Consider the following 18,480-nt stretch of genomic DNA (forward strand, 5'->3'; position numbering starts at 1 on the left):
TTGCGCCGGGGTTGTGAACGAGCCACCATAGCGGGCATGACCGAATATCAATGCTGGTTCTGTGGACAGAATATCGTGCGAGCCGATGCAAGCGCGGTCATGATAACCGTCCAAAGCTTGTGGCGGCGGAATGGCGGCACGCAATCATTCTATGCGCACCCCAATTGCGCCACGGATCGACTGCAAGGGGCAACCATGGACCTGGAGCCGAGCATTTTCGGTGAAGAGGACTGAACTCCGCTAGCGCCTTCTAGCGCCTGCGTTGACGGCTCAAACGAGAAAGGGCGCCGCGATCGTCTCGCGGCGCCCTTTCTCTTGGGTCGGTATGTATCGATTTAGGCGGCGAGGCGTTCGGCGCGCAGGCCGTCCATGATCGTGCGGTTGAGCGAGATCAACTCGGCGATCGATTCACGGCTGGCGATCACGTCGCTAGTGAAGCGATCGACCCACAGGCCGAGCGAGATGATCTGCGCGCGCAGCGGCACGGGCAGTCCGTTGCCGGTGGCGCCGCAATCGGTGACGAAGGCCGACCACATCTGCCGGTTGCGGTATAGCGCGGGCATCAGCATCGCGCCCTTCAGCCCGGCGTCCTGGGCGGCGATCATCTCGCCGGTGATTTCGCTCATCAGCCGGAACTCGGCCGAGCGCGGGGTCTCGGCCCGGCTGCGGGCCGCTTGATAGGCGGAGAGAGTCATTCTGGCTCCTTTGCTTGTCCTCCATTCTAGAACGATTTCGCCGCGAGCGGCTGCGACCATCCTATAAGATTCATGCGCCCACCGATGCGGCGCACGTTCCAGGGAAACTGCATTGGCCGACACGATCCTTCCGCACGCTTTGCCGTCCGCGCTCGATGGCCGCGGTCCGCTGAAGCTGCTCTCGCTCGATTGCTTCGACACCTTGCTGTGGCGCGACACGCACGCGCCGCGCGACCTGTTCGGCGCGCTCCCCAATGTCACCGTGCCGCAGCGCCAATGGGCCGAGCTGCGCGCGCGGAGCGCCTCGGCGGTCCGCCGCCTGCAGAACGAAGTGCACATCGCCGAGATCTATGCCGAGCTGTTGCCCAACGGCACCGCGGAAGAGCGTGCCGCCGCCGTGCAGAACGAGCTCGACGCCGAGGCGAGCCACTGTTTCGCCTTCGCCCCCGCCGTCGAACTGATGCGCGAAGCGCATCGCCGCGGCATGGGCGTCATCATCGTCAGTGACACCTATCTCGACGCCGACCAGCTGCGCGGGTTGATCGCCGCTTCCGCGGGCGAGGAAGTCGCGGGGATGATCCATCGCATCTTCTGCTCGTCCTTCTACGGCCGCTCGAAGGGCGAAGGCCTGTACGAGCTCGTGCTCAAGGAATTGAACGTCGCCCCGCGCGACATTCTCCATATCGGCGACAACAAGAAGGCCGATGTCGAGGGCGTCGCCCCGTTCGGCGTCAACACGCTGCACCTGAAGCAGTTCGACGACATGGCCGAGCAGCGCCTGCGCCTCGAGGCCGCGGTCAGCGCGATGCTCGATCCGACGCCGGCGGAGATCGCGACCACGCATCAGCCGCATCGCGCATCGCTTTCCGCGATCGAACCGAGGATCACCGATCCCGCCGAACGCTTCGGCTTTTCGACGCTGGGCCCGGTGCTCGGCGGCTTCGAGCGCTGGCTCGCCGCCGAAGCGCGGGCGCTTCAGGCAGAGCGCGGCGGCAACGTCCATTATCTGTTCCTGATGCGCGATGGCCATCTGCCAATGCTGGTGCACCAGGCCACCGGCGCGCACGTCTCGGCTCATGCGATCGAGATCAGCCGCTTCACCGCCACTGCCGCGTCGCTGACGAGCGAAGCGGCGATCGAACGCTATCTCCAGCTTGAGATCATGGGCGACCTGAAGGCACTGGCCAACCAGCTGCTCCTGCCCAAGACCGAAGTCGCGACGATCCTCCGCGAGCTGCCCGCCACGGGTCGCCCTGCCGCCTTCCTGCGCGCGATCCGCAACCCGGCCCGGATGCGGCGGATCATAAAGAACGCCGAGGGCTTTGCCGAGCGGATGATCGCGCATATCCGCGCCAGCGTGAACCCGGCCAAGGGCGACACGCTGATGCTCGTCGATCTGGGCTATAACGGTTCGGTCCAGAACGATATCGACCGGCAGCTGTCCGAGGCGCTGAACGTCCATGTCGCGGGCCGCTACCTGCTGCTGCGCGAACAGTCGCTCACCGGCTTCGACAAAAGCGGCTTTCTCGGTCCCGAACATTACGACGCCTACACGCTGGAATCGCTGTGCAGCAACGTCGCGGTGCTCGAGCAGCTCTGCACCGCGGCGCAGGGCTCGGTGGTCGATTATAGCCGTGAAGGCGAGCCGATCCGCCGCGGCAACAGCATCAAGTCGCGCCAGAGCGCGATCCGCGACCGCGTCCAGCAGGGCTGCATCCGCTTCGTCCGCGAGGAGCGCAGCGTCTTCGTCCGCCACGCCGTGCCCGATGAAGCGACGATGTGGCGCCGCGGTGCCGCAGCGGTGCTCGGCCGCCTCATGTTCATTCCGATGCCACAGGAACTGGCTGTGCTTGCCGAGTTCGAGCACGACGTGAACCTGGGCGTCGACGATACCGTCGCATTGTTCGATGCCGACATCGCCAAGCGCGGTTTGCGCCAGCGCGGCCTGTTCTACATGAAGGGCTCCGAGCGGATGTATCTCCCGGCGGAGCTGCACGGCGAGGGCCTGTCGCTCAAGCTGGCGCTGCTTGCGAGCAAGCGTTTCGGGCTGGCGCTCAAATATGCCGATTTCATCGATCAGTCGATTTCGCTGCCGGTGATCATCGCCGACGGGCGCAACGTTTCGACCGGCAATGTCACCGCGACGCCGACGCATGACGGCTATTATCTCGCTCCGATCCCGATCGGCGATTGCCGCTTCTCGATCGGCATCCAGTTCGGTCGCCTCTATGAATGGCTACAGGTCGACAGCGCCGTGTTCATGCCGGTCAAGCGCTTCCTCAGCGACAAGCAGCGGCCGGGCCTGGACGAGGTCGAAGCACGGCCCTCGCTCGAAGGCATGGAGCAGACCGCTCCCCATCTCTTCCGCTGCGCGGACGAAGGCGCGTTCATGATGGTCCCTCCGCCGCAACGCCAACATGACGAGCCGATGATGCTGGCGGTGGTCTTCCGCCCGATCGCACCGCGCGAGACCGTCCAGGCGCCTGCCGCCGCCCGCTTTACCGAAACCATGGGAGCCAATTCGTGACCAACCTCCTCATCCATTCGATGACCGAATTCTCGGACATCATCCTCGGCAGCCTGCATGCTGCCGGCGTCCACCACATCGCCGAGGTCGGCGCTGAATTCGGTGGCACCTCGCAGCAGCTTGCCGCCTATGCCCAGGCGACCGGCGGCAGCCTGACCAGCATCGATCCCGCGCCGAAGCGCGAGTTCATCGACTGGGTCAACGCCACGCCCGCCGTGCGCCACATCCCGGCGCCCAGCCTGGAGGCGATGCCCGGCCTGTGCGACATCGACGCCTGGGTCATCGACGGCGATCATAATTACTACACCGTGTTCAACGAGCTGCGCATCGCCGACGAGCTTTCGAAGCGCGACGGCAAGCCGCTGCTCGCGTTCCTCCACGATGTGAGCTGGCCGTGCGGCCGCCGCGACTTCTATTACGCGCCCGATCGCATTCCGCCGGAATGGCGCCACCCGCACAGCTTCGACGCCGGCGTCACGCTGGGCAACAAGGGCACCCTGCCCGGCCGCGGCTTCCGCGGCGCCGGCCAGTTCGCGGTCGCGCTCCACGAAGGCGGCCCGCGCAACGGCGTGCTGACTGCGGTCGAGGATTTCATCGACGGTGCCCGCAGCGAGGAGCGCCCGCTCGCCTTTGCCAATGTACCCGCGGTATTCGGCCTCGGCATATTGTTCGACGCCTCCGCTCCCTGGGCGGGCAAGGTCGCCAATATCGTGCAGCCTTACCACAACAACGAACTGGTCGCGTCGCTCGAGCTCAATCGCCTGCGCAACTATCTCGCGGTGATCGAATGGCAGGATCGCGAGGCCGCTTAACCAAAATGCGGCCGCCACGCGCCGGACACACCGAAACCTTCCTATAATTCTGGAAACACCAGAGAAAGACTGCGGTATCGCCATGCTGAACGGCGTCGGTTTCCTCATCGTCATCGTCTGCGTCTTCGGCAGCTTCATCATCTCGGGCGGCAAGTTCGAGATCATCTTGCACGCCCTGCCGCACGAATTGATGGCCATTGTCGGCGCCTCGGTCGGGGCGTTCATCGTCGCGAACTCGCTTCCGACGGTGAAGAAGGCGCTCGCCGGGGTGATGCGCTCGTTCAAGGGCGGGCGTTGGAAGGCGAGCGACTATCGGGACTTGCTGACCATGCTCTATGGCGTGCTCAGCACCTTCAAGAAGAGCGGCGCGACCGCGCTCGAGCCGCATCTCGACGATCCCGATAAGAGCGAGCTCTTCAAGCCCTATCCGCGACTGCTGCAGGACCAAAAGCTCATCGAGTTCATCTGCGATTACCTGCGCATGATGACGGTCAATTTCGAGGATCCGCATCAGCTCGAAACCGCGATGGAAGCGGATATCGAGCGGCATCATCACGAGGAAGCCGGTCCGCAGCATGCACTGCAGATCATGGCTGACGGCCTTCCCGCCATCGGCATCGTCGCCGCCGTTCTCGGCGTGATCAAGACGATGGGCTCGATCGACCAGCCGACCGAGATCCTGGGTGCGATGATCGGCGGCGCGCTGGTCGGCACCTTCCTGGGCGTGCTGCTCAGCTACTGCCTAGTCGGCCCGCTCGCCGCCAAGCTCAACGAGACGATCGAGGCGGACATCAAGCCCTTCTCGATCGTGAAGACCGCGATCGTCGCCTATGCGCAGAACGTACCGGTCCAGGTCGCGATCGAGATCGCGCGCCGCATGACGCCGTCGGCCTATGCGCCGAATTTCCAGCAACTCGAAAATGCACTCGACGAGGCGAAGAATGGACTCAACCCTGCCACTGCCTGACGCCGAGTTCGGCCTCGATGATCGTTCGCTGCGCCTTCCCGCGCACGGCACCACCGTCACCGCCGAGGATCTGCGCGTGCGCCTCGTGCTCGCCGCCGATCTCGACGATGCGATCGAAGTCGATGCGTCGGACGTCGAGAGCGTCGGCCAGGCTGTGCTCCAGCTCCTCGTCGCGGCGAATGCCGAGGCGACGAGCGCGGGCCAGGCCTTCCGCATAGTCAATCCCAGCCCTGCCTTCACCGATCGCGTGAACCGCTGCCACCTCGCAGCCGCGATCGGCCTCGAATCCGGAGACGTCCTTTGACCAAGCTCATCCTCACCGTCGATGACTCGGCGAGCATGCGAATGCTCCTGAAGACGTCGCTGACCGCGCAGGGCTACCGCATCGAGAGCGCGAACGACGGCCAGCACGGCCTCGAGCGCATGCACGAGGTCAAGCCCGACCTGCTCATCACCGACATCAACATGCCCAAGATGGACGGCTTCGAGCTGATCGAGGCGGTGCGCGCCGAAGGCGCGTTCAAGGGCACGCCGATCCTGGTGCTGTCGACCGAATTCTCGGACGAGAAGAAGGCCCGCGCACGCGAGGCCGGTGCTACCGGCTGGATCACCAAGCCCTTCGAAGCGACCAAGCTGGGGGCGGCGATCCGCCGCGTCTGCCCGTGAGCGATGAATTCGACGATATCCAGGCAATCTTCTTCGAGGAATGCACCGAAGGCTTGACGACCGCCGAAGAGGGTCTCTCGGCGATGCAGGCGGGTGACGTCTCGGCCGAGACGATCGCCGGCGTGTTCCGCGCGGTCCATTCGATCAAGGGCGGCGCCGGCGCGTTCGGCCATGCCGATCTGACCGCCTTCGCGCATCGTTTCGAAAACGTCCTCGACGAGGTCCGCGGCGGCAAGATCGCTCCGTCTGCCGGCGTCATCAAGGTGATGCTGAGCTCGTTCGACGTGCTGGCCGACCATGTCGAGGCAGCCAAGGGCCTCGCCCCGCGCCCGGCCGACCAGGCCGCACTCGATGCACTCGAGGCCGTGCTCGCCAACAAGGGCGCGCCCGACTCGGACGGTTCCAACAGCTCTGCCCCTGCCGCTTCCCCGACGAGGGCGGAGACCCCGGCCCCAGTGCCAGTTGCCGAGGAAGAGGATGAGTTCGGCTTCAAGCCCGTGCTCGTCTCGCTCGACGATTTCGATGCGCCGGCCGAGCCGGCCGAAGCCGCCGGCTGGACGATCCGCTTCAAGCCGTCGCGCGCCGCGCTCGCCAATGCTGGCGAGCCGCTGCTGATCATCCGCGAGCTCGAGGGGCTCGGCGCGACGATCGAGTCCGTCGACGTCTCGACCGTTCCGCCGCTGCGCGATCTCGATCCCGAGAACGCCTATCTCACCTGGGTGCTGAGCATGCCGGGCGAAGTGTCCGAAGGCGATATCGCCGACTGTTTCGATTTCGTCGCCCCGGATTCGCTGATTGAGATCACGCGCGCCGCGGCGCCGGTCAGTGCGCCTGAAGCCGAATTCATCCCCGTGATGGCGACGATCGAGGAAGAGATTCTGTTCGAGCCGGTCACCGTCCACCTCGACGATCTCGCCGCGAACATGGAGAAGGTGGTCGCCGCGATCGCCGCCGCCTCGCCTACCGTCGCCGAAGCCGCAGCCGCGACGCCCAAGCCGGCCGGCGAAGCCGCGCAGACCATCCGCGTCGATCTCGGCAAGCTCGATCTGCTGCTCAACCTGGTCGGCGAGCTGGTGATCCGCAACTCGATCCTCGCCGATCGCTTGTCGCCGGCGGATCGCACCCGCGTCGAACTGCCTGAGCTGGCCCGCCTCACGCGCCAGATCCAGGACAATGTGATGTCGCTGCGCGCGCAGCCGATCCGCCAGGCATTCAGCCGCGTGCCGCGTATGCTGCGCGATCTCTCGGTCGAGACCGGCAAGACGATCAACCTCGAGACCTATGGCGAGACGACCGAAGTCGACAAGGGTGTGATCGAGAAGATCGGCGACCCCCTCACCCATATGATACGCAACGCCGCGGACCATGGCCTGGAAAGCGCCGAGGAACGGATCGCCGCGGGCAAGGACCCCGCCGGCACGATCAAGCTCTCCGCCGAGCAGAAAGGCGCACGCATCTTCGTGCGGGTCCAGGACGACGGCCGCGGCATCAACCGCGAACGCGTCAAGGCCAAGGCGATCGAGAAGGGCATCATCGCCGCCGACGCTCAAATCACCAACGAAGAGATCGACCAGCTCATCTGCGCGCCCGGCTTCTCGACCGCGGATACGATTTCGAACATCTCCGGCCGCGGCGTCGGCATGGACGTGGTGCGCTCGAACGTCGAAGCGCTGGGCGGACGGCTCGAAATCACCTCCGTCCCCGGCCATGGCACCACTTTCACCATGGTTCTGCCGCTGACGCTCGCCATCCTCGACGGCATGATCGTGCGGCTCGCCGGCCAGCGTTTCGTGCTGCCGCTCAGCCATGTGCTCGAGACGGTCCAGCCCGAGCCCGGCCAGGTCAAGCGCACCTCGCCCGATACCGAGGTGATCGACATGCGTGGCCAATATGTGCCGGTGAAGCGCGCGACCGAGATCTTCGGCCTCAACGACGATCGCGCCATCGAGGACTCGCTGGTGGTCATCGTCGAAAGCGAGACCGCGGGCAATGTCGGCCTGGTGGTCGATACGATCGACGACCGCCGCGAGGTCGTGATCAAGAGCCTCGACCAGAACCTGCACCCGATCCGCGGGCTGGGCGGTGCCACCATCCTGGGCGACGGCTCGATCGCGCTGATCCTCGATATCGAGGCGCTCGTCGCCTCGCCTTCCCGCTACACCCCCAAAGGACTCGCAGCATGAGCACCGCCACGACCGATACGGCTTCGGACCGCAAGATCGTCACTTTCTCGCTGGGCAAGCAGACGTTCGGCATCGACATGCGCGCGCTCATCGAGATCCGCGAATGGGACGAGCCGACTCCGCTCCCGAATGTCCCGAGCTTCGTCAAGGGCGTGACCAACCTTCGCGGCAACGTTATCCCGGTCGTCGGCCTCGCCGAGCGCCTGGGCTGGGAGCCGAGCGTGCTGCATTCGCGCTCGTGCATCCTGGTCGTCAACATCGCCGGCAAGCAGGCGGGCTTCCTGGTCGATGAAGTCAACGATATCGTCGGCATCGGCGAGACCGAGATCCAGCCCGCACCCGAAGTCGAGACGATCGAGACGAGCGTGATCGCCGGCCTGGTCCGCATCGCCACGCGGACCAAGGACGGCACCCGCGACGAAAAGGGCGTGATGGTGCTGCTGCTCGACCTCGACGCGCTGAGCCTCACCAAGCATCTGGACATCGCGGCGTGAGCCCCGCCGGGGGCGCCGCGGCGCTCGCCGGCGGCGCGACGGTCATGACGGCGCACAATGCGGAGCTCACGCCCCGCGATTTCGCCGCCATCGCCCAGATCATGCACGAGGATGCGCGGATCGCGCTGAGCGAGGCGAAGACCACGCTCGTCCAGTCGCGCCTGGCGCGCCGGCTGCGCGAGCATGGCCTGGTCCGCTTCAGCGACTATGTCGCGCTGGTGCATAGCGACGCCGAGGAACGCCATGCGATGGTGGTAGCGCTCACCACCAACCACACGCATTTCTTCCGCGAGCCGCATCACTTCGATCATTTCCGCGCAACCGTGCTGCCGGTGCTCCAGCGCAAGCAGAGCCCGGTTCGCATCTGGTCGGCGGGCTGCTCGTCTGGCGAGGAGGTCTATACGATTGCGATGTGCCTGCTGGGTCCCGACCGGACCTCGGCGATCTGGCTGCGGCATGCGGACGTCCGCCTGCTCGCGACAGACATCGCGCCGCATGTAGTCGAATCGGTCAAGCGCGGCTTCTATGCCGATAGTGCGGTCGAGGGCGTTCCCCAGCCCTATCGCAGCACCTGGATGCGCCCCGCGCCGGGCGGGATGGTGATGGCGGACGAAGTGCGTGAGCTGGTGACGGCAAAGGTGCTCAACCTGTTCGAGCCCTGGCCGCTCAAGGCTGCGTACGACGTGATCTTCTGCCGCAATGTGATGATCTATTTCGGTGATCCCGCGAAGGAGGAGCTGGAGCAGCGCTTCGTCGATCAGCTCGCCCCCGGTGCGCATCTCTATATCGGTCATTCGGAGCGTCTGATCGGCCCGGCGGCACAGCGCATGCGCTCGTGCGGCCACACCATCTATCAAAAGCCGGAGACGCACTGATGAAACCGGTACGCACGCTCATCGTCGACGACAGCGCTTCGATGCGCGCGACGCTCAAGCGCATGCTCTCGGCCGATCCTGAGATCGAAGTCGTCGGCATGGCACCCGAGCCCTTCGCCGCGCGCGACATGATCAAGACGCTCAACCCCGACGTGCTGACGCTCGACGTCGAGATGCCGGGGATGGATGGCTTGTCCTTCCTCGAGCGCATCATGCGCCTGCGTCCGATGCCCGTCGTGATGTGCTCGACGCTCACCGCGCGTGGCGCCGAAGTGACGATCGAGGCGCTGCGCCTGGGCGCGGTCGACTATGTCACCAAGCCCAGCGGCACGCCCGAGGATATCGAGCGCGATGCGGCCCTGCTGTGCGAGAAGGTCAAGACCGCCGCACGCTCGATCGCTCGCGCCGGGCCGCAGCGGCTGCCGGTCCAGCCCAGCGTCGCCGGCGGCGGCACGGGCAAGCTGATCGCGATAGGATCGTCGACCGGCGGCGTCGAGGCCTTGTTCTCGCTGCTGCCCTCGCTTCCGGCGGACTGCCCGCCGGTGCTGATCGTCCAGCACATGCCGGCCAGCTTCACACGCAGCTTCGCGGCGCGGCTCGACGGGGAATGCCGCGTCAATGTCGTCGAAGCGACGGACGGCGCGCAGGTGATGCCGGGAACCGTCTATATTGCTCCTGGGGGCGAGACGCACATGGAGCTTTCCGGCGGCGTCAACGGGCGCATCAAGCTGCGCGCGGGCGACCCGGTGGGCGGGCATCGGCCTTCGGTCGATGTGCTGTTCCGCTCGGTGGCGCCGCTCGGGTCCGCGGCGGTCGGGGCGATCCTGACCGGTATGGGCGCGGACGGCGCGCAGGGGCTGCTGGCGATGCGCCAGGCGGGCGCACGCACGCTTGGGCAGAGCCGCGACACCTGCGTCGTCTGGGGCATGCCGCGCGCAGCCTGCGAGCTGGGCGCGGTGGAAAAGGAAGTTGGTCTGTCGGCCATGCCAGAGGCGATCCTCAAGGCATGCCGCGAAACGAGTAAGGTTGGGAGCGTCTGATGCCTGCTGCTGCAGCGATCAAGGTGATGGTCGTCGACGACCAGACCAGTATGCGCGCGATGATCCGCCGCGCATTGCAGGATCTGGGGTTCAAGGACGTACGCGACAAACCGAGCGCGACCGAGGCATTGGCCGCGGTCAAGAGCGACCGCGTCCACCTGATCATCTCCGACTATAACATGCCCGAGATGGACGGCCTCCAGTTCCTGGAAGCCGTGCGGACCGACGCCGTCATCGGCAAGACCGTCTTCATCATGCTCACCGGCTCCGCCGACAAGGAAATCGTACAGAAGGCGGCGGCTTTGGGCGTCAACAACTATGTCGTGAAACCCTTCGCGCCCGCAGCGCTGAAGGAGAAGATCGAGCGCGTGTTCGGCGAGCTCAGCTGATGCGGCGCGTCTCCATCGTACAGGGTGAAAATGCGGTGGTGGCCGAACCCGATGTCGTCGTCTCGACGCTGCTCGGCAGTTGCGTGGCGGCGTGCCTCTACGATCCCGTCGCCAGGGTGGGCGGCATGAACCACTTCCTGCTCGGCGAGCCGAACGCGGACCACCGCGTCTCGGCCAGCGACATGTCGCGCTACGGCGTCCACGCGATGGAGCTGCTGATCAACGGCATGATGGCCAGGGGCGCGGTGCGCAGCCGGCTCCAGGCGCATCTCTATGGCGGCGCCAACATCATCTCCGGCCTCGGCGCGATCGGTTCGTCCAACGCGGCGTTCGCCCGGCGCTTCATGGAGGATGAAGGCATCGCCATCGGGCATTGCGACCTGGGTGGCACCTCGGCGCGCAAGGTCGAGTTCCTCCCGCACGAAGGCCGCAGCCGCTGCACCAAGGTCACCGAGCGCGTGCCCGAGCGCGCCGCCGTCCCCGTTCACCTACCCGTCAACGACGGCGAGCTGGAGCTGTTCTGATGTCGTGTCTGCCGATCTCCTCGCATGATCACGACGCACGGCCCGTGCCTAGCTACGACCCATTCTCGGGCGTGCTCCACGCCGTGATGGCTGGCGAGCTCCGCGAGATGCGCGACAAGCTGGAGGCGCTGGCGGAAGTGCTGGTCGGCGACGAGCATTTCGCTGCCTCCTATCTCGAGCAGCTCCAGACGTTCGACTATCTGATCCAGCATGCCGACGAGTGCGTGAACCTGCTTGAGCGCATCGCCGGCGGGGAGGATTCGCTGTCCGCGATCAGCCATGTCCGCCTGGGTGCCGTGCAGGATCGCCTGCGCACCGCGCTGAGAGGATATTGATATGGCCTCCGTTCGGAACGCGCGCCCGATCGTCATCAGGAAGGTCAAGAAGGTCGTCCGCGGCCACCATGGCGGCGCCTGGAAGGTCGCCTATGCCGATTTCGTGACCGCGATGATGGCATTCTTCATGCTGCTCTGGTTGATCTCGAACCCGGACAAGCAGCGGCTGAAGGGTCTGGCGCAATATTTCTCGCCGACGATCGCCGACAGCGCGCCGGCGACGCCGATCTCGAACACCTCCCCCGGCGCGGGTGGATCGACCCGTCGCTCGGAAACCGATCCCAGCACGCCCAGCTCGCCCCCGGCGATGCCGGTCGCGACCGCCGGCGCTTCGCGCGGCGGCACCGCGGACGTGCCAGCGACGATGCGCGTCACCGCCGCCGAGCTCAAGGTCGCGCTCGATGCGATGCCGCAGAACAAGAAGAACGTCGATATCCAGGCCGAACGCGCCGGCGTGCGCATCACGCTGATGGATACCGATCAGCAATCGATGTTCCGCACCGGTACCGCCGAGCTCAATCCCTATGCCCGCGCGATGCTGGCCCGCGTCGCCGGCAAGATCGGCACTTCGGGTGCGCAGATCGCGATCGAGGGCCATACCGACGGCACCGGCGGCCAGAGCGACGCCAACTGGCTGCTCTCCGGCCAGCGCGCGCTTGCCGCGCGATCCGTGCTGATCGCCTCGGGCGTCACGCCCGACCGCTTCTCCGAAGTGATTGCGATGGGCGCGACCAAGCCGGTCTATGCCGATCAGCCGGACCGGCCCGAGAACCGCCGCATATCCATCATCCTGAAGGGCGAGGCCTCGGCCCTGCCCAGCGATTCCAGCTTCAAGTTCTGAGGAGCAGATTCGATGAAGAAGATTCTGTTCCTGCTGATCGTCCTCCTCGCCGGGCTTGGCCTGGGCGGCGGTGCGGCGTTGGCGACAATGCTCGCGCTGGGACCGCGGCACGAGACCGAAGCCAGGGAGGCCGCCGACGACGTGAAGGTCAGCTTCGTGCCGACCGGCAAGGTCCTGGCGCCGCTCGTCTTCGCCGACGGGCGCCTGGCCGGCTATGTCCAGTTCGACGTCGAGCTGGAAGTGGCGCAGGACAAGTCCGCATTCGTCACCGAGCGCCTGCCGCTGCTCCTCCACGCGATCAACATGCGCACCTATCGCACACCGATGGCAGCCGCGCCCGACGGGATGCTTCCCGATATCGAAGTGTTCCGCAAGGTCGTGCTGCAGGCGGCGCAGGAAGCGTTCGGCGCGCCGATCATCCGCAAGGTGGCAGTCACCGCCGCGTCGCCGGCATGAGGTTCCGTCGTAGAATTACGGATGGGCGGGGTTACGCGACCGACATCCCTGCATTGGCAAGGAGGCCAGTATGGTAGCAGTCAAAACCGATCCAGCCAGCGAAGAGGCCGTCTGGGCCAAGCGCGCTCCGCGTACGGTCACGACTCTGCTCGTCGGCAAGCTGGTCAGCGACGGTACCAACGAACAACTCTGCCGCGTGCGCAACCTTTCCGCCACCGGCATGCTGATCGAGACCCAGCGTCTGCTCGGCTATGGCAATTGGGTCGCCGTCGAGCTGCGTTGCGGCCAGCGCCTCCAGGGCACGGTCGCATGGAGCAGCACCGGCCGCGCCGGCGTCCAGTTCACCGCGCCGATCGAAGTCGATCAGGTGCTCGCAGTGGCACGTAGCGCCAGCGCGGCGCGAGTCGTGGCGCCGCGCGCGCCGCGCTTCGCAGCCAACCTCGCCGCGCGCCTCATCAACGAAGGCCACCCGATCGACGTCACGGTCGAGAATATCTCGCAGAGCGGTGCCCGGGTTCAGCTCGGCGAGCAGCGCGAGCTCGATCACTCTGTCACGCTGACGATCCCCGGCCTGCAGCCGCGCCGCTGCACCGTGCGCTGGAGCAAGGGCCAGACCGTGGGCCTCGCGTTCATGGACATGGTTCCCTACGACGAGCTGGCGGCCGTGCTTGGCCACGGTGTCGCCCAGGGCTGAAGTTCAGCCCCTATCGGGGCTCCACCTTTCCCTTATCGTCACCCCGGCCTTGTGCCGGGGTCTACCAACCGTGCGAGCCTTGAGCGGTTCGCGGGCGGATAAGCGGACCCCGGCACTACGGCCGGGGTGACGATGAAGAAAAGAATCCACGCGTTGGGCTGGCTGCGCCCGTCAATCCGGTTGACACGGTTGACACCTGCTATGTGGAAAATTCTTCCTTCCCGAAAAACGGGATTTTCGGGATATCGACGCTGAGAAAGAGCCGATCCTCGATCGGCTCTCAAATCCTACATTGCAAGCGTAGCCCCGGCCCGTCAGCCGGTCACGAAGCTCTTGACCAGCGAGCCCGCCACCAGTGCCCAGCCATCGACCAGCACGAAGAAGATGATCTTCATCGGCAACGAGATCGTCGGCGGCGGCAGCATCATCATGCCCATCGCCATCAGCACGGCGGCGACTGCCAGGTCGATCACCAGGAACGGCAGCAGCAGCAGGAAGCCGATCTCGAACGCGCGGCGCAGCTCGGAGATCATGAAGGCCGGCGCGAGTGTACCCAGCGGCGTTTCGGCGCGCGTCGGGATCTGCTTGCCCGCCAGATCGGCGAAGAGCTTCAGGTCGCTGTCGCGCACCTGCCCCAGCATGAATTGGCGGAACGGTTCGGAGGTCCGCTCGAACGCCTGGGTCTCGGTGATCTTGCCCGCGGTATAGGGATCGACCCCGTCCTTCCACGCCTTCTCGAAGGTCGGCGCCATGACGAAGAACGACAGGAACAGCGCCAGGCTGATGATCACCGGGTTGGGCGGCACGCCGGGCGCGCCGATGCCGGTGCGCAGCAGCGACAGCGCCACCACGATCCGCGTGAAGCTGGTGACGGTCATCAGCAGGCCGGGGGCCAGGCTTAGCACGGTCAGCATCAGCACGAGCTGGATGGCGCGGGCGGACATCGCCCCGTCGCCGCCGAGGGTGATCGTCGTCCCGTGCGCCGCTTGCGCGTGCGCCGCGATCGGCGCGAGGATCAGGGCGGCCGAAGCCACCAGCAATTTACGCATCGAGCGCCTCGCGCACGGCCGCACGGTTCCAGCGCGCGGTGTCGCGCGGACGGCGGGTGCGCTTGGAAGGCTGCGCGACGGCAGGCCGGCGGGTGCGCAGGCGCTGCAGCTCGACGAGCTTGCCGATATTGGATTTGTCGACGAGCTTCGCGACGCTGGCCTTGTCGACAAGCTTGCTGAAGCTCGAGCTGACGCTCGTCTTGAGCGCGGCGAGATCGGCCTCGATTGTCGGCAGCGGCGCCGCGGGGGCGGCAGGCGCCTCCGGCTGCACCGGTGCGACGATACCGGTCTCGATCGTCGCATGGCCCTCGGGGCCGATCAGGATCAGATGCTCGCAGCCGTCGCGGCGGATCAAAGCGACCGAGCGCTTGCCATCCACCATCAGCCGCTCGACCAGTTCGACGCGCTTGCGCCCGGTGCCCGAAATGCGCCCCGGCAACTTCACGTCATAGCGGCGCACGATCCACAGCGCGCTTCCCAGCATACCGAGGACGAGGCCCAGCGCACCAATGGTGCGCAACATCGACAGAATATCCATCAGTGGCGCGACTTCTTCACGAGTTCGGAGATTTCGAGCGACATCCGCTCGCCGTCGACGAGAATGCGGCCCTTCGCCACCAGTTCGCCATTCACATAGACAAGGCTGGGATCGTCCTGACCGCAATCGAGCGGGATCATTGCGCCACGGCTCATCTGCAGGATCTGCCGGATGGGCACTTCGGCCGATCCCAGCACGATCGACAGGTCGATCATAATTCCTTCGAGTACGGACATGCGTCTCCCTTTCAGGATGACTTATAGGAACCTTTTTTCCGCCCTCGGCGCCCGATGCGGCAAATTTTGCCTACAATGATGGGGACGGCCGCTCAGGCCCCACTCGGAAAGGCATTCGAATGGATTTGAAGGAATCGCTCGGCGTCTCCGCCTCGGGCCTGCGTGCCCAGTCGCTGCGCATGCGGGTGATCGCCGAGAACCTGGCCAACCAGGATTCGGTGGCGAACACGCCCGGCGGCACGCCCTATCGGCGCCGCGTCGCCAGCTTCTCGGCGGCGCTCGACCGCGCCACCGGCGCGACGGGGGTCAAGGTCAACTCGATCGAGACCGACAAGTCGGACTTCACCCGTGTCTACCAGCCCGGCCACCCGGCCGCGGACAAGGACGGCTACGTGATGAAGCCCAACGTCAACGGCCTCGTCGAGAGCGCCGACATGAAGGCGGCGCAGCGCAGCTACGAAGCCAATCTCAACGCCATCGAGGCCGCCAAGAGCCTGACGATGCGCACCATCGATCTGCTGAAATAAGGGGATACAGCAATGTCTATCGGAGCACTTGATGCGACCTCGGCTTATGGCAAGGTCGCAGGGCTGGGCAGCGCCCTGTCCAAGCCGACCAGCAAGACCGAAGGTTCGGGCTTCGGCGAGATGGTCGAAGGCCTTGTCACCGGCACCGCCGACCAGATGCGCACCGCCGAACACGCCTCGGCACAGCAGGTCGCCGGCAAGGGTGACCTTATCGACGTGGTCACCGCGATCGGCGCCGCCGAGACCGCGCTCGACACGATGGTCGCCGTGCGTGACCGCGTGGTCAGCGCCTATACCGACATCATGCGCATGCAGATCTGAGCGGACCGCGCACCCATGACTCCGTCCCAGGTCGTCGATCTTGCCCAGGCGGCGTTGCTGCTGGTGCTCACCGTGGTGGGTCCCCTGCTGCTGACGTCGCTGATCGTGGGCACCGCCATCGGCCTGCTCCAGGCGCTGACGCAGATCCAGGAAGCCACCCTCACCTTCGTGCCCAAGCTGCTCGCGATGGGGCTGGTGCTCCTGGTGATGCTGCCGACCATGGGCGCTGCGCTGAGCGGGTTCATGGGTAAGATCAGCGACCTGATCATACACGGATGACCGTCCCCCCCGACCTGACGATTCAGGTCTCCGCCTTCTTCATCATCTTCGCCCGGGTCGGCAGCGTGCTGATGCTGCTGCCGGTGTTCGGCGAGGACGCGATCCCCGGCCGCATCCGGCTGATGATCGCCTTCGCCATGTCGGCGGCGCTCTATGGCCTGATCGGCGCGCCCGCGCGCGCGGCGGTCGAGGCCGGAGCGGTGCTGCCCGCGGTGCTGATCGCCGAACTGATGACCGGGCTGGCCATGGGCATGATCGTCAAGATCCTGTTCTTCTCGATCTCGATGGCGGGATCGATCGTCAGCACCCAGGTGGGGCTTTCCTCCGCGGTGATCTTCGATCCCGCGCAGAGCGGCAGCGCGCCGATGCTCTCCAAGTTCGTCGGGCTCGCCGCGGCTTTGATGTGCATGGGCATGCAGGTCCATCATCTGTGGATCGGCGCGATCGTCCATAGCTATCAGACCTTCCCGATCGGCGGGCTTCCGCCGATGCACGATTTCGCGCAGCTCGCGGTCGAAGCGGTCAGCCGCTCGATGATGCTCGGCATCAGCCTTGCCGCGCCGATCCTCGTCTATGGCATCGTCTTCAACGTCGCGCTCGGTCTCGCCGCGCGCGTCGCGCCGGCGATCCAGGTCTTCTTCATCGCCCAGCCGCTCAACCTGCTGCTCGGCCTCGCGCTCGCCGCCACCACTATCGGCACCATGCTCACGGTCTTCACCCAGGCGATGGGTGACGCGATGCAGGGAGGCTGGTGATGGCGGGCGGCGGCGATCAGGAAGACAAGACACTCGACCCAACCGACAAGAAGCTCGAGGACGCGCGCGCCAAGGGCGATGTGCCGATGGCACCCGAGATGCGCCACGCCGCGATGTTCGTCGCGATGCTCGTGGTGATGGGGGGCCTGGGCGCCTATACCGTGAGCCGGATGGGCTCGTTGTTCGTCCGCTTATGGGGCAGCGCCGACGATTTCCGGATGACGCCCGACGGGGCGCAGGCCTTCACCACCGGGCTGCTCGCCGCGATCGGCAGCGCGCTGCTGCCCATCCTCGCCGCCTTGTTCGGCTTCGCCATCCTGGGCGGCGTGCTCCAGGGCCGGCCGATGATCGCGTGGAACCGTGTCGCGCCCAAATGGTCGAAGCTCAACCCGGTCAGCGGCGCGGGCAAATTGTTCGGCAAGCGCGCCTTCGTCGAATATCTGAAGACCCTCGCCAAGCTCGGCCTCGTTGTCGGCATCGCCGCCGCGGTCGCCTGGCCGCACGCCGCCACGATAGACCGATTGGTCGGCGCCGACCTGACCTCGATGGGCAGCGCGGCGCACGACATCGTCCGCGCGATGCTCCAGCCGATCGCGATGCTGGTCGGCGCGCTCGCCTTGTTCGACTTTGTCTGGCAGCGCCGCGCCTTCATGAAGCGGATGCGGATGAGCCTTCAGGAAGTGAAGGACGAATACAAGCAGAGCGAGGGCGACCCCAAGATCAAGGGCAAGATCCGCCAGCTGCAGATGCAGCGCGCCAAGAGCCGGATGATGCAGAACGTCCCCAGGGCCAGCGTCGTCATCACCAACCCGACCCATTATGCCGTCGCACTGCAATATGATCACGGCGCCATGGCGGCACCGGTGGTGGTGGCGAAGGGCGTCGATGCGGTCGCGCTCAAGATCCGCGAGATTGCGGCCGCGAACAATGTGCCTTTGGTCGAGAACCGCCCTCTCGCGCGTGCGCTCTATGCCAGCGCCGAGCTCGACCACCCGATCCCCGTCGAGCATTATGCCGCGGTGGCGGAAGTGATCAGCTACGTGCTGAAGATTGCCAAGGGCCTGCGCTGAGGCTCAGCTTTCGGAAGGCTTGTCCGCTTTCGCGGCTTCGTGTTCCGCGGCCTTGCGCTCATATTCCTCGGCCATCTGCAAATGGGCCTTAGCGACGCCCTCGTCCAGCGCGGCGGCCGCGATAGCGCGCTCCTGTTGCGCCCGTTGCCGGAAATACTCTCCATCGTCGATGCGCGGCATCTTGAGCTCCGTCGCCCCCGGCCCTGC

The 18,480-nt window shown here is 65.9% G+C and carries 25 protein-coding genes; 20 read left to right on the plus strand and 5 right to left on the minus strand.

The genetic code is table 11. The annotated features are described in order from the left end of the window. Positions 1–335: 335 nt before the first annotated feature. Entirely contained in the window at positions 336–695 is a 360-nt protein-coding gene (gene flaF, locus IAG41_RS08995; protein ID WP_187728275.1) for a flagellar biosynthesis regulator FlaF, read from the minus strand. Between the two features lie 112 nt (positions 696–807). Here flaF and IAG41_RS09000 point away from each other — a divergent pair, with 112 nt between their 5' ends. The 15 genes from IAG41_RS09000 (at position 808) to IAG41_RS09070 (ending at position 13,498) form a co-directional block, all read left to right on the plus strand. Next, complete coding sequence (locus IAG41_RS09000; protein WP_187728276.1) at positions 808–3,222, plus strand: HAD family hydrolase; 2,415 nt, start codon at positions 808–810, stop codon at positions 3,220–3,222. Next, on the plus strand, positions 3,219–4,034 hold the full coding sequence (locus IAG41_RS09005) for a class I SAM-dependent methyltransferase (RefSeq protein ID WP_187728277.1): 816 nt from the start codon (positions 3,219–3,221) through the stop codon (positions 4,032–4,034). Before IAG41_RS09000 ends, IAG41_RS09005 begins: the two co-directional genes overlap by 4 nt. 82 nt (positions 4,035–4,116) lie before the next feature. Continuing rightward, on the plus strand, positions 4,117–5,001 hold the full coding sequence (motA, locus tag IAG41_RS09010) for a flagellar motor stator protein MotA (RefSeq protein WP_187728278.1): 885 nt from the start codon (positions 4,117–4,119) through the stop codon (positions 4,999–5,001). Beyond that, entirely contained in the window at positions 4,976–5,305 is a 330-nt protein-coding gene (locus tag IAG41_RS09015) for an STAS domain-containing protein (protein ID WP_187728279.1), read from the plus strand. The genes motA and IAG41_RS09015 overlap by 26 nt, the downstream gene beginning before the upstream one ends. Beyond that, positions 5,302–5,667 (plus strand): response regulator, encoded by a 366-nt coding sequence (locus IAG41_RS09020; RefSeq protein ID WP_187728280.1) that lies wholly within the window; start codon positions 5,302–5,304, stop codon positions 5,665–5,667. Before IAG41_RS09015 ends, IAG41_RS09020 begins: the two co-directional genes overlap by 4 nt. After that, the gene (locus IAG41_RS09025) at positions 5,664–7,850 is read left to right on the plus strand and encodes a chemotaxis protein CheA (protein WP_187728281.1); all 2,187 of its coding nucleotides are present in this window, start codon (positions 5,664–5,666) and stop codon (positions 7,848–7,850) included. The genes IAG41_RS09020 and IAG41_RS09025 overlap by 4 nt, the downstream gene beginning before the upstream one ends. After that, positions 7,847–8,344, plus strand: a complete 498-nt coding sequence (locus tag IAG41_RS09030; protein ID WP_187728282.1) for a chemotaxis protein CheW — start codon at positions 7,847–7,849, stop codon at positions 8,342–8,344. Before IAG41_RS09025 ends, IAG41_RS09030 begins: the two co-directional genes overlap by 4 nt. Then, a complete protein-coding gene (locus IAG41_RS09035) occupies positions 8,341–9,219 on the plus strand; it encodes a CheR family methyltransferase (RefSeq protein WP_410468077.1) in 879 nt (292 codons plus the stop codon). Before IAG41_RS09030 ends, IAG41_RS09035 begins: the two co-directional genes overlap by 4 nt. Next, entirely contained in the window at positions 9,219–10,259 is a 1,041-nt protein-coding gene (locus IAG41_RS09040; RefSeq protein WP_187728283.1) for a chemotaxis response regulator protein-glutamate methylesterase, read from the plus strand. The genes IAG41_RS09035 and IAG41_RS09040 overlap by 1 nt, the downstream gene beginning before the upstream one ends. Beyond that, positions 10,259–10,648, plus strand: coding sequence for a response regulator (locus IAG41_RS09045; RefSeq protein WP_187728284.1), 390 nt, complete (start codon positions 10,259–10,261; stop codon positions 10,646–10,648). The genes IAG41_RS09040 and IAG41_RS09045 overlap by 1 nt, the downstream gene beginning before the upstream one ends. After that, on the plus strand, positions 10,648–11,172 hold the full coding sequence (locus tag IAG41_RS09050; RefSeq protein ID WP_187728285.1) for a chemotaxis protein CheD: 525 nt from the start codon (positions 10,648–10,650) through the stop codon (positions 11,170–11,172). Before IAG41_RS09045 ends, IAG41_RS09050 begins: the two co-directional genes overlap by 1 nt. Continuing rightward, the gene (locus IAG41_RS09055; protein ID WP_187728286.1) at positions 11,172–11,507 is read left to right on the plus strand and encodes a hypothetical protein; all 336 of its coding nucleotides are present in this window, start codon (positions 11,172–11,174) and stop codon (positions 11,505–11,507) included. The genes IAG41_RS09050 and IAG41_RS09055 overlap by 1 nt, the downstream gene beginning before the upstream one ends. A 1-nt stretch (position 11,508) precedes the next feature. Then, the gene (locus IAG41_RS09060; RefSeq protein WP_187728287.1) at positions 11,509–12,348 is read left to right on the plus strand and encodes a flagellar motor protein MotB; all 840 of its coding nucleotides are present in this window, start codon (positions 11,509–11,511) and stop codon (positions 12,346–12,348) included. Between the two features lie 12 nt (positions 12,349–12,360). Further along, positions 12,361–12,804: a hypothetical protein gene (locus IAG41_RS09065; protein WP_187728288.1), complete on the plus strand. Its 444-nt coding sequence runs from the start codon at positions 12,361–12,363 to the stop codon at positions 12,802–12,804. A 70-nt stretch (positions 12,805–12,874) separates the two neighbouring features. Then, positions 12,875–13,498: a PilZ domain-containing protein gene (locus tag IAG41_RS09070; protein ID WP_187728289.1), complete on the plus strand. Its 624-nt coding sequence runs from the start codon at positions 12,875–12,877 to the stop codon at positions 13,496–13,498. Positions 13,499–13,812: 314 nt separating this feature from the next. Here the strand turns inward: IAG41_RS09070 and fliP are convergent, their stop codons facing one another. From fliP to IAG41_RS09085, 3 genes are read right to left on the minus strand one after another with little or no spacing between them, the layout of a single operon-like run. Continuing rightward, on the minus strand, positions 13,813–14,547 hold the full coding sequence (gene fliP, locus IAG41_RS09075; RefSeq protein WP_187728290.1) for a flagellar type III secretion system pore protein FliP: 735 nt from the start codon (positions 14,545–14,547) through the stop codon (positions 13,813–13,815). Beyond that, positions 14,540–15,070, minus strand: a complete 531-nt coding sequence (locus IAG41_RS09080) for a flagellar biosynthetic protein FliO (protein WP_262408558.1) — start codon at positions 15,068–15,070, stop codon at positions 14,540–14,542. The genes fliP and IAG41_RS09080 overlap by 8 nt, the downstream gene beginning before the upstream one ends. Before the next feature lie 14 nt (positions 15,071–15,084). Next, positions 15,085–15,321 (minus strand): FliM/FliN family flagellar motor switch protein, encoded by a 237-nt coding sequence (locus IAG41_RS09085; protein WP_187728292.1) that lies wholly within the window; start codon positions 15,319–15,321, stop codon positions 15,085–15,087. Positions 15,322–15,440: 119 nt separating this feature from the next. Between IAG41_RS09085 and flgC the strand changes: the two genes are divergently transcribed. From flgC to flhB, 5 genes are read left to right on the plus strand one after another with little or no spacing between them, the layout of a single operon-like run. Next, complete coding sequence (flgC, locus tag IAG41_RS09090; RefSeq protein WP_187728293.1) at positions 15,441–15,848, plus strand: flagellar basal body rod protein FlgC; 408 nt, start codon at positions 15,441–15,443, stop codon at positions 15,846–15,848. Positions 15,849–15,860: 12 nt separating this feature from the next. Further along, positions 15,861–16,169 (plus strand): flagellar hook-basal body complex protein FliE, encoded by a 309-nt coding sequence (locus IAG41_RS09095; protein ID WP_187728294.1) that lies wholly within the window; start codon positions 15,861–15,863, stop codon positions 16,167–16,169. A 15-nt stretch (positions 16,170–16,184) separates the two neighbouring features. After that, on the plus strand, positions 16,185–16,448 hold the full coding sequence (locus tag IAG41_RS09100) for a flagellar biosynthetic protein FliQ (RefSeq protein WP_187728295.1): 264 nt from the start codon (positions 16,185–16,187) through the stop codon (positions 16,446–16,448). Beyond that, positions 16,445–17,203: a flagellar biosynthetic protein FliR gene (gene fliR / locus IAG41_RS09105; RefSeq protein ID WP_187728296.1), complete on the plus strand. Its 759-nt coding sequence runs from the start codon at positions 16,445–16,447 to the stop codon at positions 17,201–17,203. The genes IAG41_RS09100 and fliR overlap by 4 nt, the downstream gene beginning before the upstream one ends. Further along, positions 17,203–18,273, plus strand: a complete 1,071-nt coding sequence (gene flhB / locus IAG41_RS09110; RefSeq protein WP_187728297.1) for a flagellar biosynthesis protein FlhB — start codon at positions 17,203–17,205, stop codon at positions 18,271–18,273. Before fliR ends, flhB begins: the two co-directional genes overlap by 1 nt. Positions 18,274–18,276: 3 nt before the next feature. On the opposite strand, the gene IAG41_RS09115 is transcribed toward flhB, so the two are convergent. Continuing rightward, positions 18,277–18,453, minus strand: a complete 177-nt coding sequence (locus IAG41_RS09115; RefSeq protein WP_187728298.1) for a hypothetical protein — start codon at positions 18,451–18,453, stop codon at positions 18,277–18,279. Positions 18,454–18,480 lie beyond the last annotated feature (27 nt).

It is taken from the genome of Sphingomonas sp. JC676 (genome assembly GCF_014489075.1).
Taxonomy (GTDB): Bacteria; Pseudomonadota; Alphaproteobacteria; order Sphingomonadales; family Sphingomonadaceae; genus Sphingomonas.

Coding starts and splice junctions, on each gene's coding strand:
- flhB (WP_187728297.1), top strand. CDS start 17,203: ATGGCGGGCGGCGGCGATCAGGAAGACAAGACACTCGACCCAACCGAC.
- IAG41_RS09065 (WP_187728288.1), top strand. CDS start 12,361: ATGAAGAAGATTCTGTTCCTGCTGATCGTCCTCCTCGCCGGGCTTGGC.
- IAG41_RS09115 (WP_187728298.1), bottom strand. CDS start 18,453: ATGCCGCGCATCGACGATGGAGAGTATTTCCGGCAACGGGCGCAACAG.
- fliP (WP_187728290.1), bottom strand. CDS start 14,547: ATGCGTAAATTGCTGGTGGCTTCGGCCGCCCTGATCCTCGCGCCGATC.
- IAG41_RS09100 (WP_187728295.1), top strand. CDS start 16,185: ATGACTCCGTCCCAGGTCGTCGATCTTGCCCAGGCGGCGTTGCTGCTG.
- IAG41_RS09080 (WP_262408558.1), bottom strand. CDS start 15,070: ATGTTGCGCACCATTGGTGCGCTGGGCCTCGTCCTCGGTATGCTGGGA.
- IAG41_RS09060 (WP_187728287.1), top strand. CDS start 11,509: ATGGCCTCCGTTCGGAACGCGCGCCCGATCGTCATCAGGAAGGTCAAG.
- IAG41_RS09070 (WP_187728289.1), top strand. CDS start 12,875: ATGGTAGCAGTCAAAACCGATCCAGCCAGCGAAGAGGCCGTCTGGGCC.
- IAG41_RS09050 (WP_187728285.1), top strand. CDS start 10,648: ATGCGGCGCGTCTCCATCGTACAGGGTGAAAATGCGGTGGTGGCCGAA.
- IAG41_RS09095 (WP_187728294.1), top strand. CDS start 15,861: ATGTCTATCGGAGCACTTGATGCGACCTCGGCTTATGGCAAGGTCGCA.
- IAG41_RS09055 (WP_187728286.1), top strand. CDS start 11,172: ATGTCGTGTCTGCCGATCTCCTCGCATGATCACGACGCACGGCCCGTG.
- IAG41_RS09040 (WP_187728283.1), top strand. CDS start 9,219: ATGAAACCGGTACGCACGCTCATCGTCGACGACAGCGCTTCGATGCGC.
- flgC (WP_187728293.1), top strand. CDS start 15,441: ATGGATTTGAAGGAATCGCTCGGCGTCTCCGCCTCGGGCCTGCGTGCC.
- IAG41_RS09030 (WP_187728282.1), top strand. CDS start 7,847: ATGAGCACCGCCACGACCGATACGGCTTCGGACCGCAAGATCGTCACT.
- flaF (WP_187728275.1), bottom strand. CDS start 695: ATGACTCTCTCCGCCTATCAAGCGGCCCGCAGCCGGGCCGAGACCCCG.
- IAG41_RS09085 (WP_187728292.1), bottom strand. CDS start 15,321: ATGTCCGTACTCGAAGGAATTATGATCGACCTGTCGATCGTGCTGGGA.
- motA (WP_187728278.1), top strand. CDS start 4,117: ATGCTGAACGGCGTCGGTTTCCTCATCGTCATCGTCTGCGTCTTCGGC.
- IAG41_RS09015 (WP_187728279.1), top strand. CDS start 4,976: ATGGACTCAACCCTGCCACTGCCTGACGCCGAGTTCGGCCTCGATGAT.
- IAG41_RS09045 (WP_187728284.1), top strand. CDS start 10,259: ATGCCTGCTGCTGCAGCGATCAAGGTGATGGTCGTCGACGACCAGACC.
- fliR (WP_187728296.1), top strand. CDS start 16,445: ATGACCGTCCCCCCCGACCTGACGATTCAGGTCTCCGCCTTCTTCATC.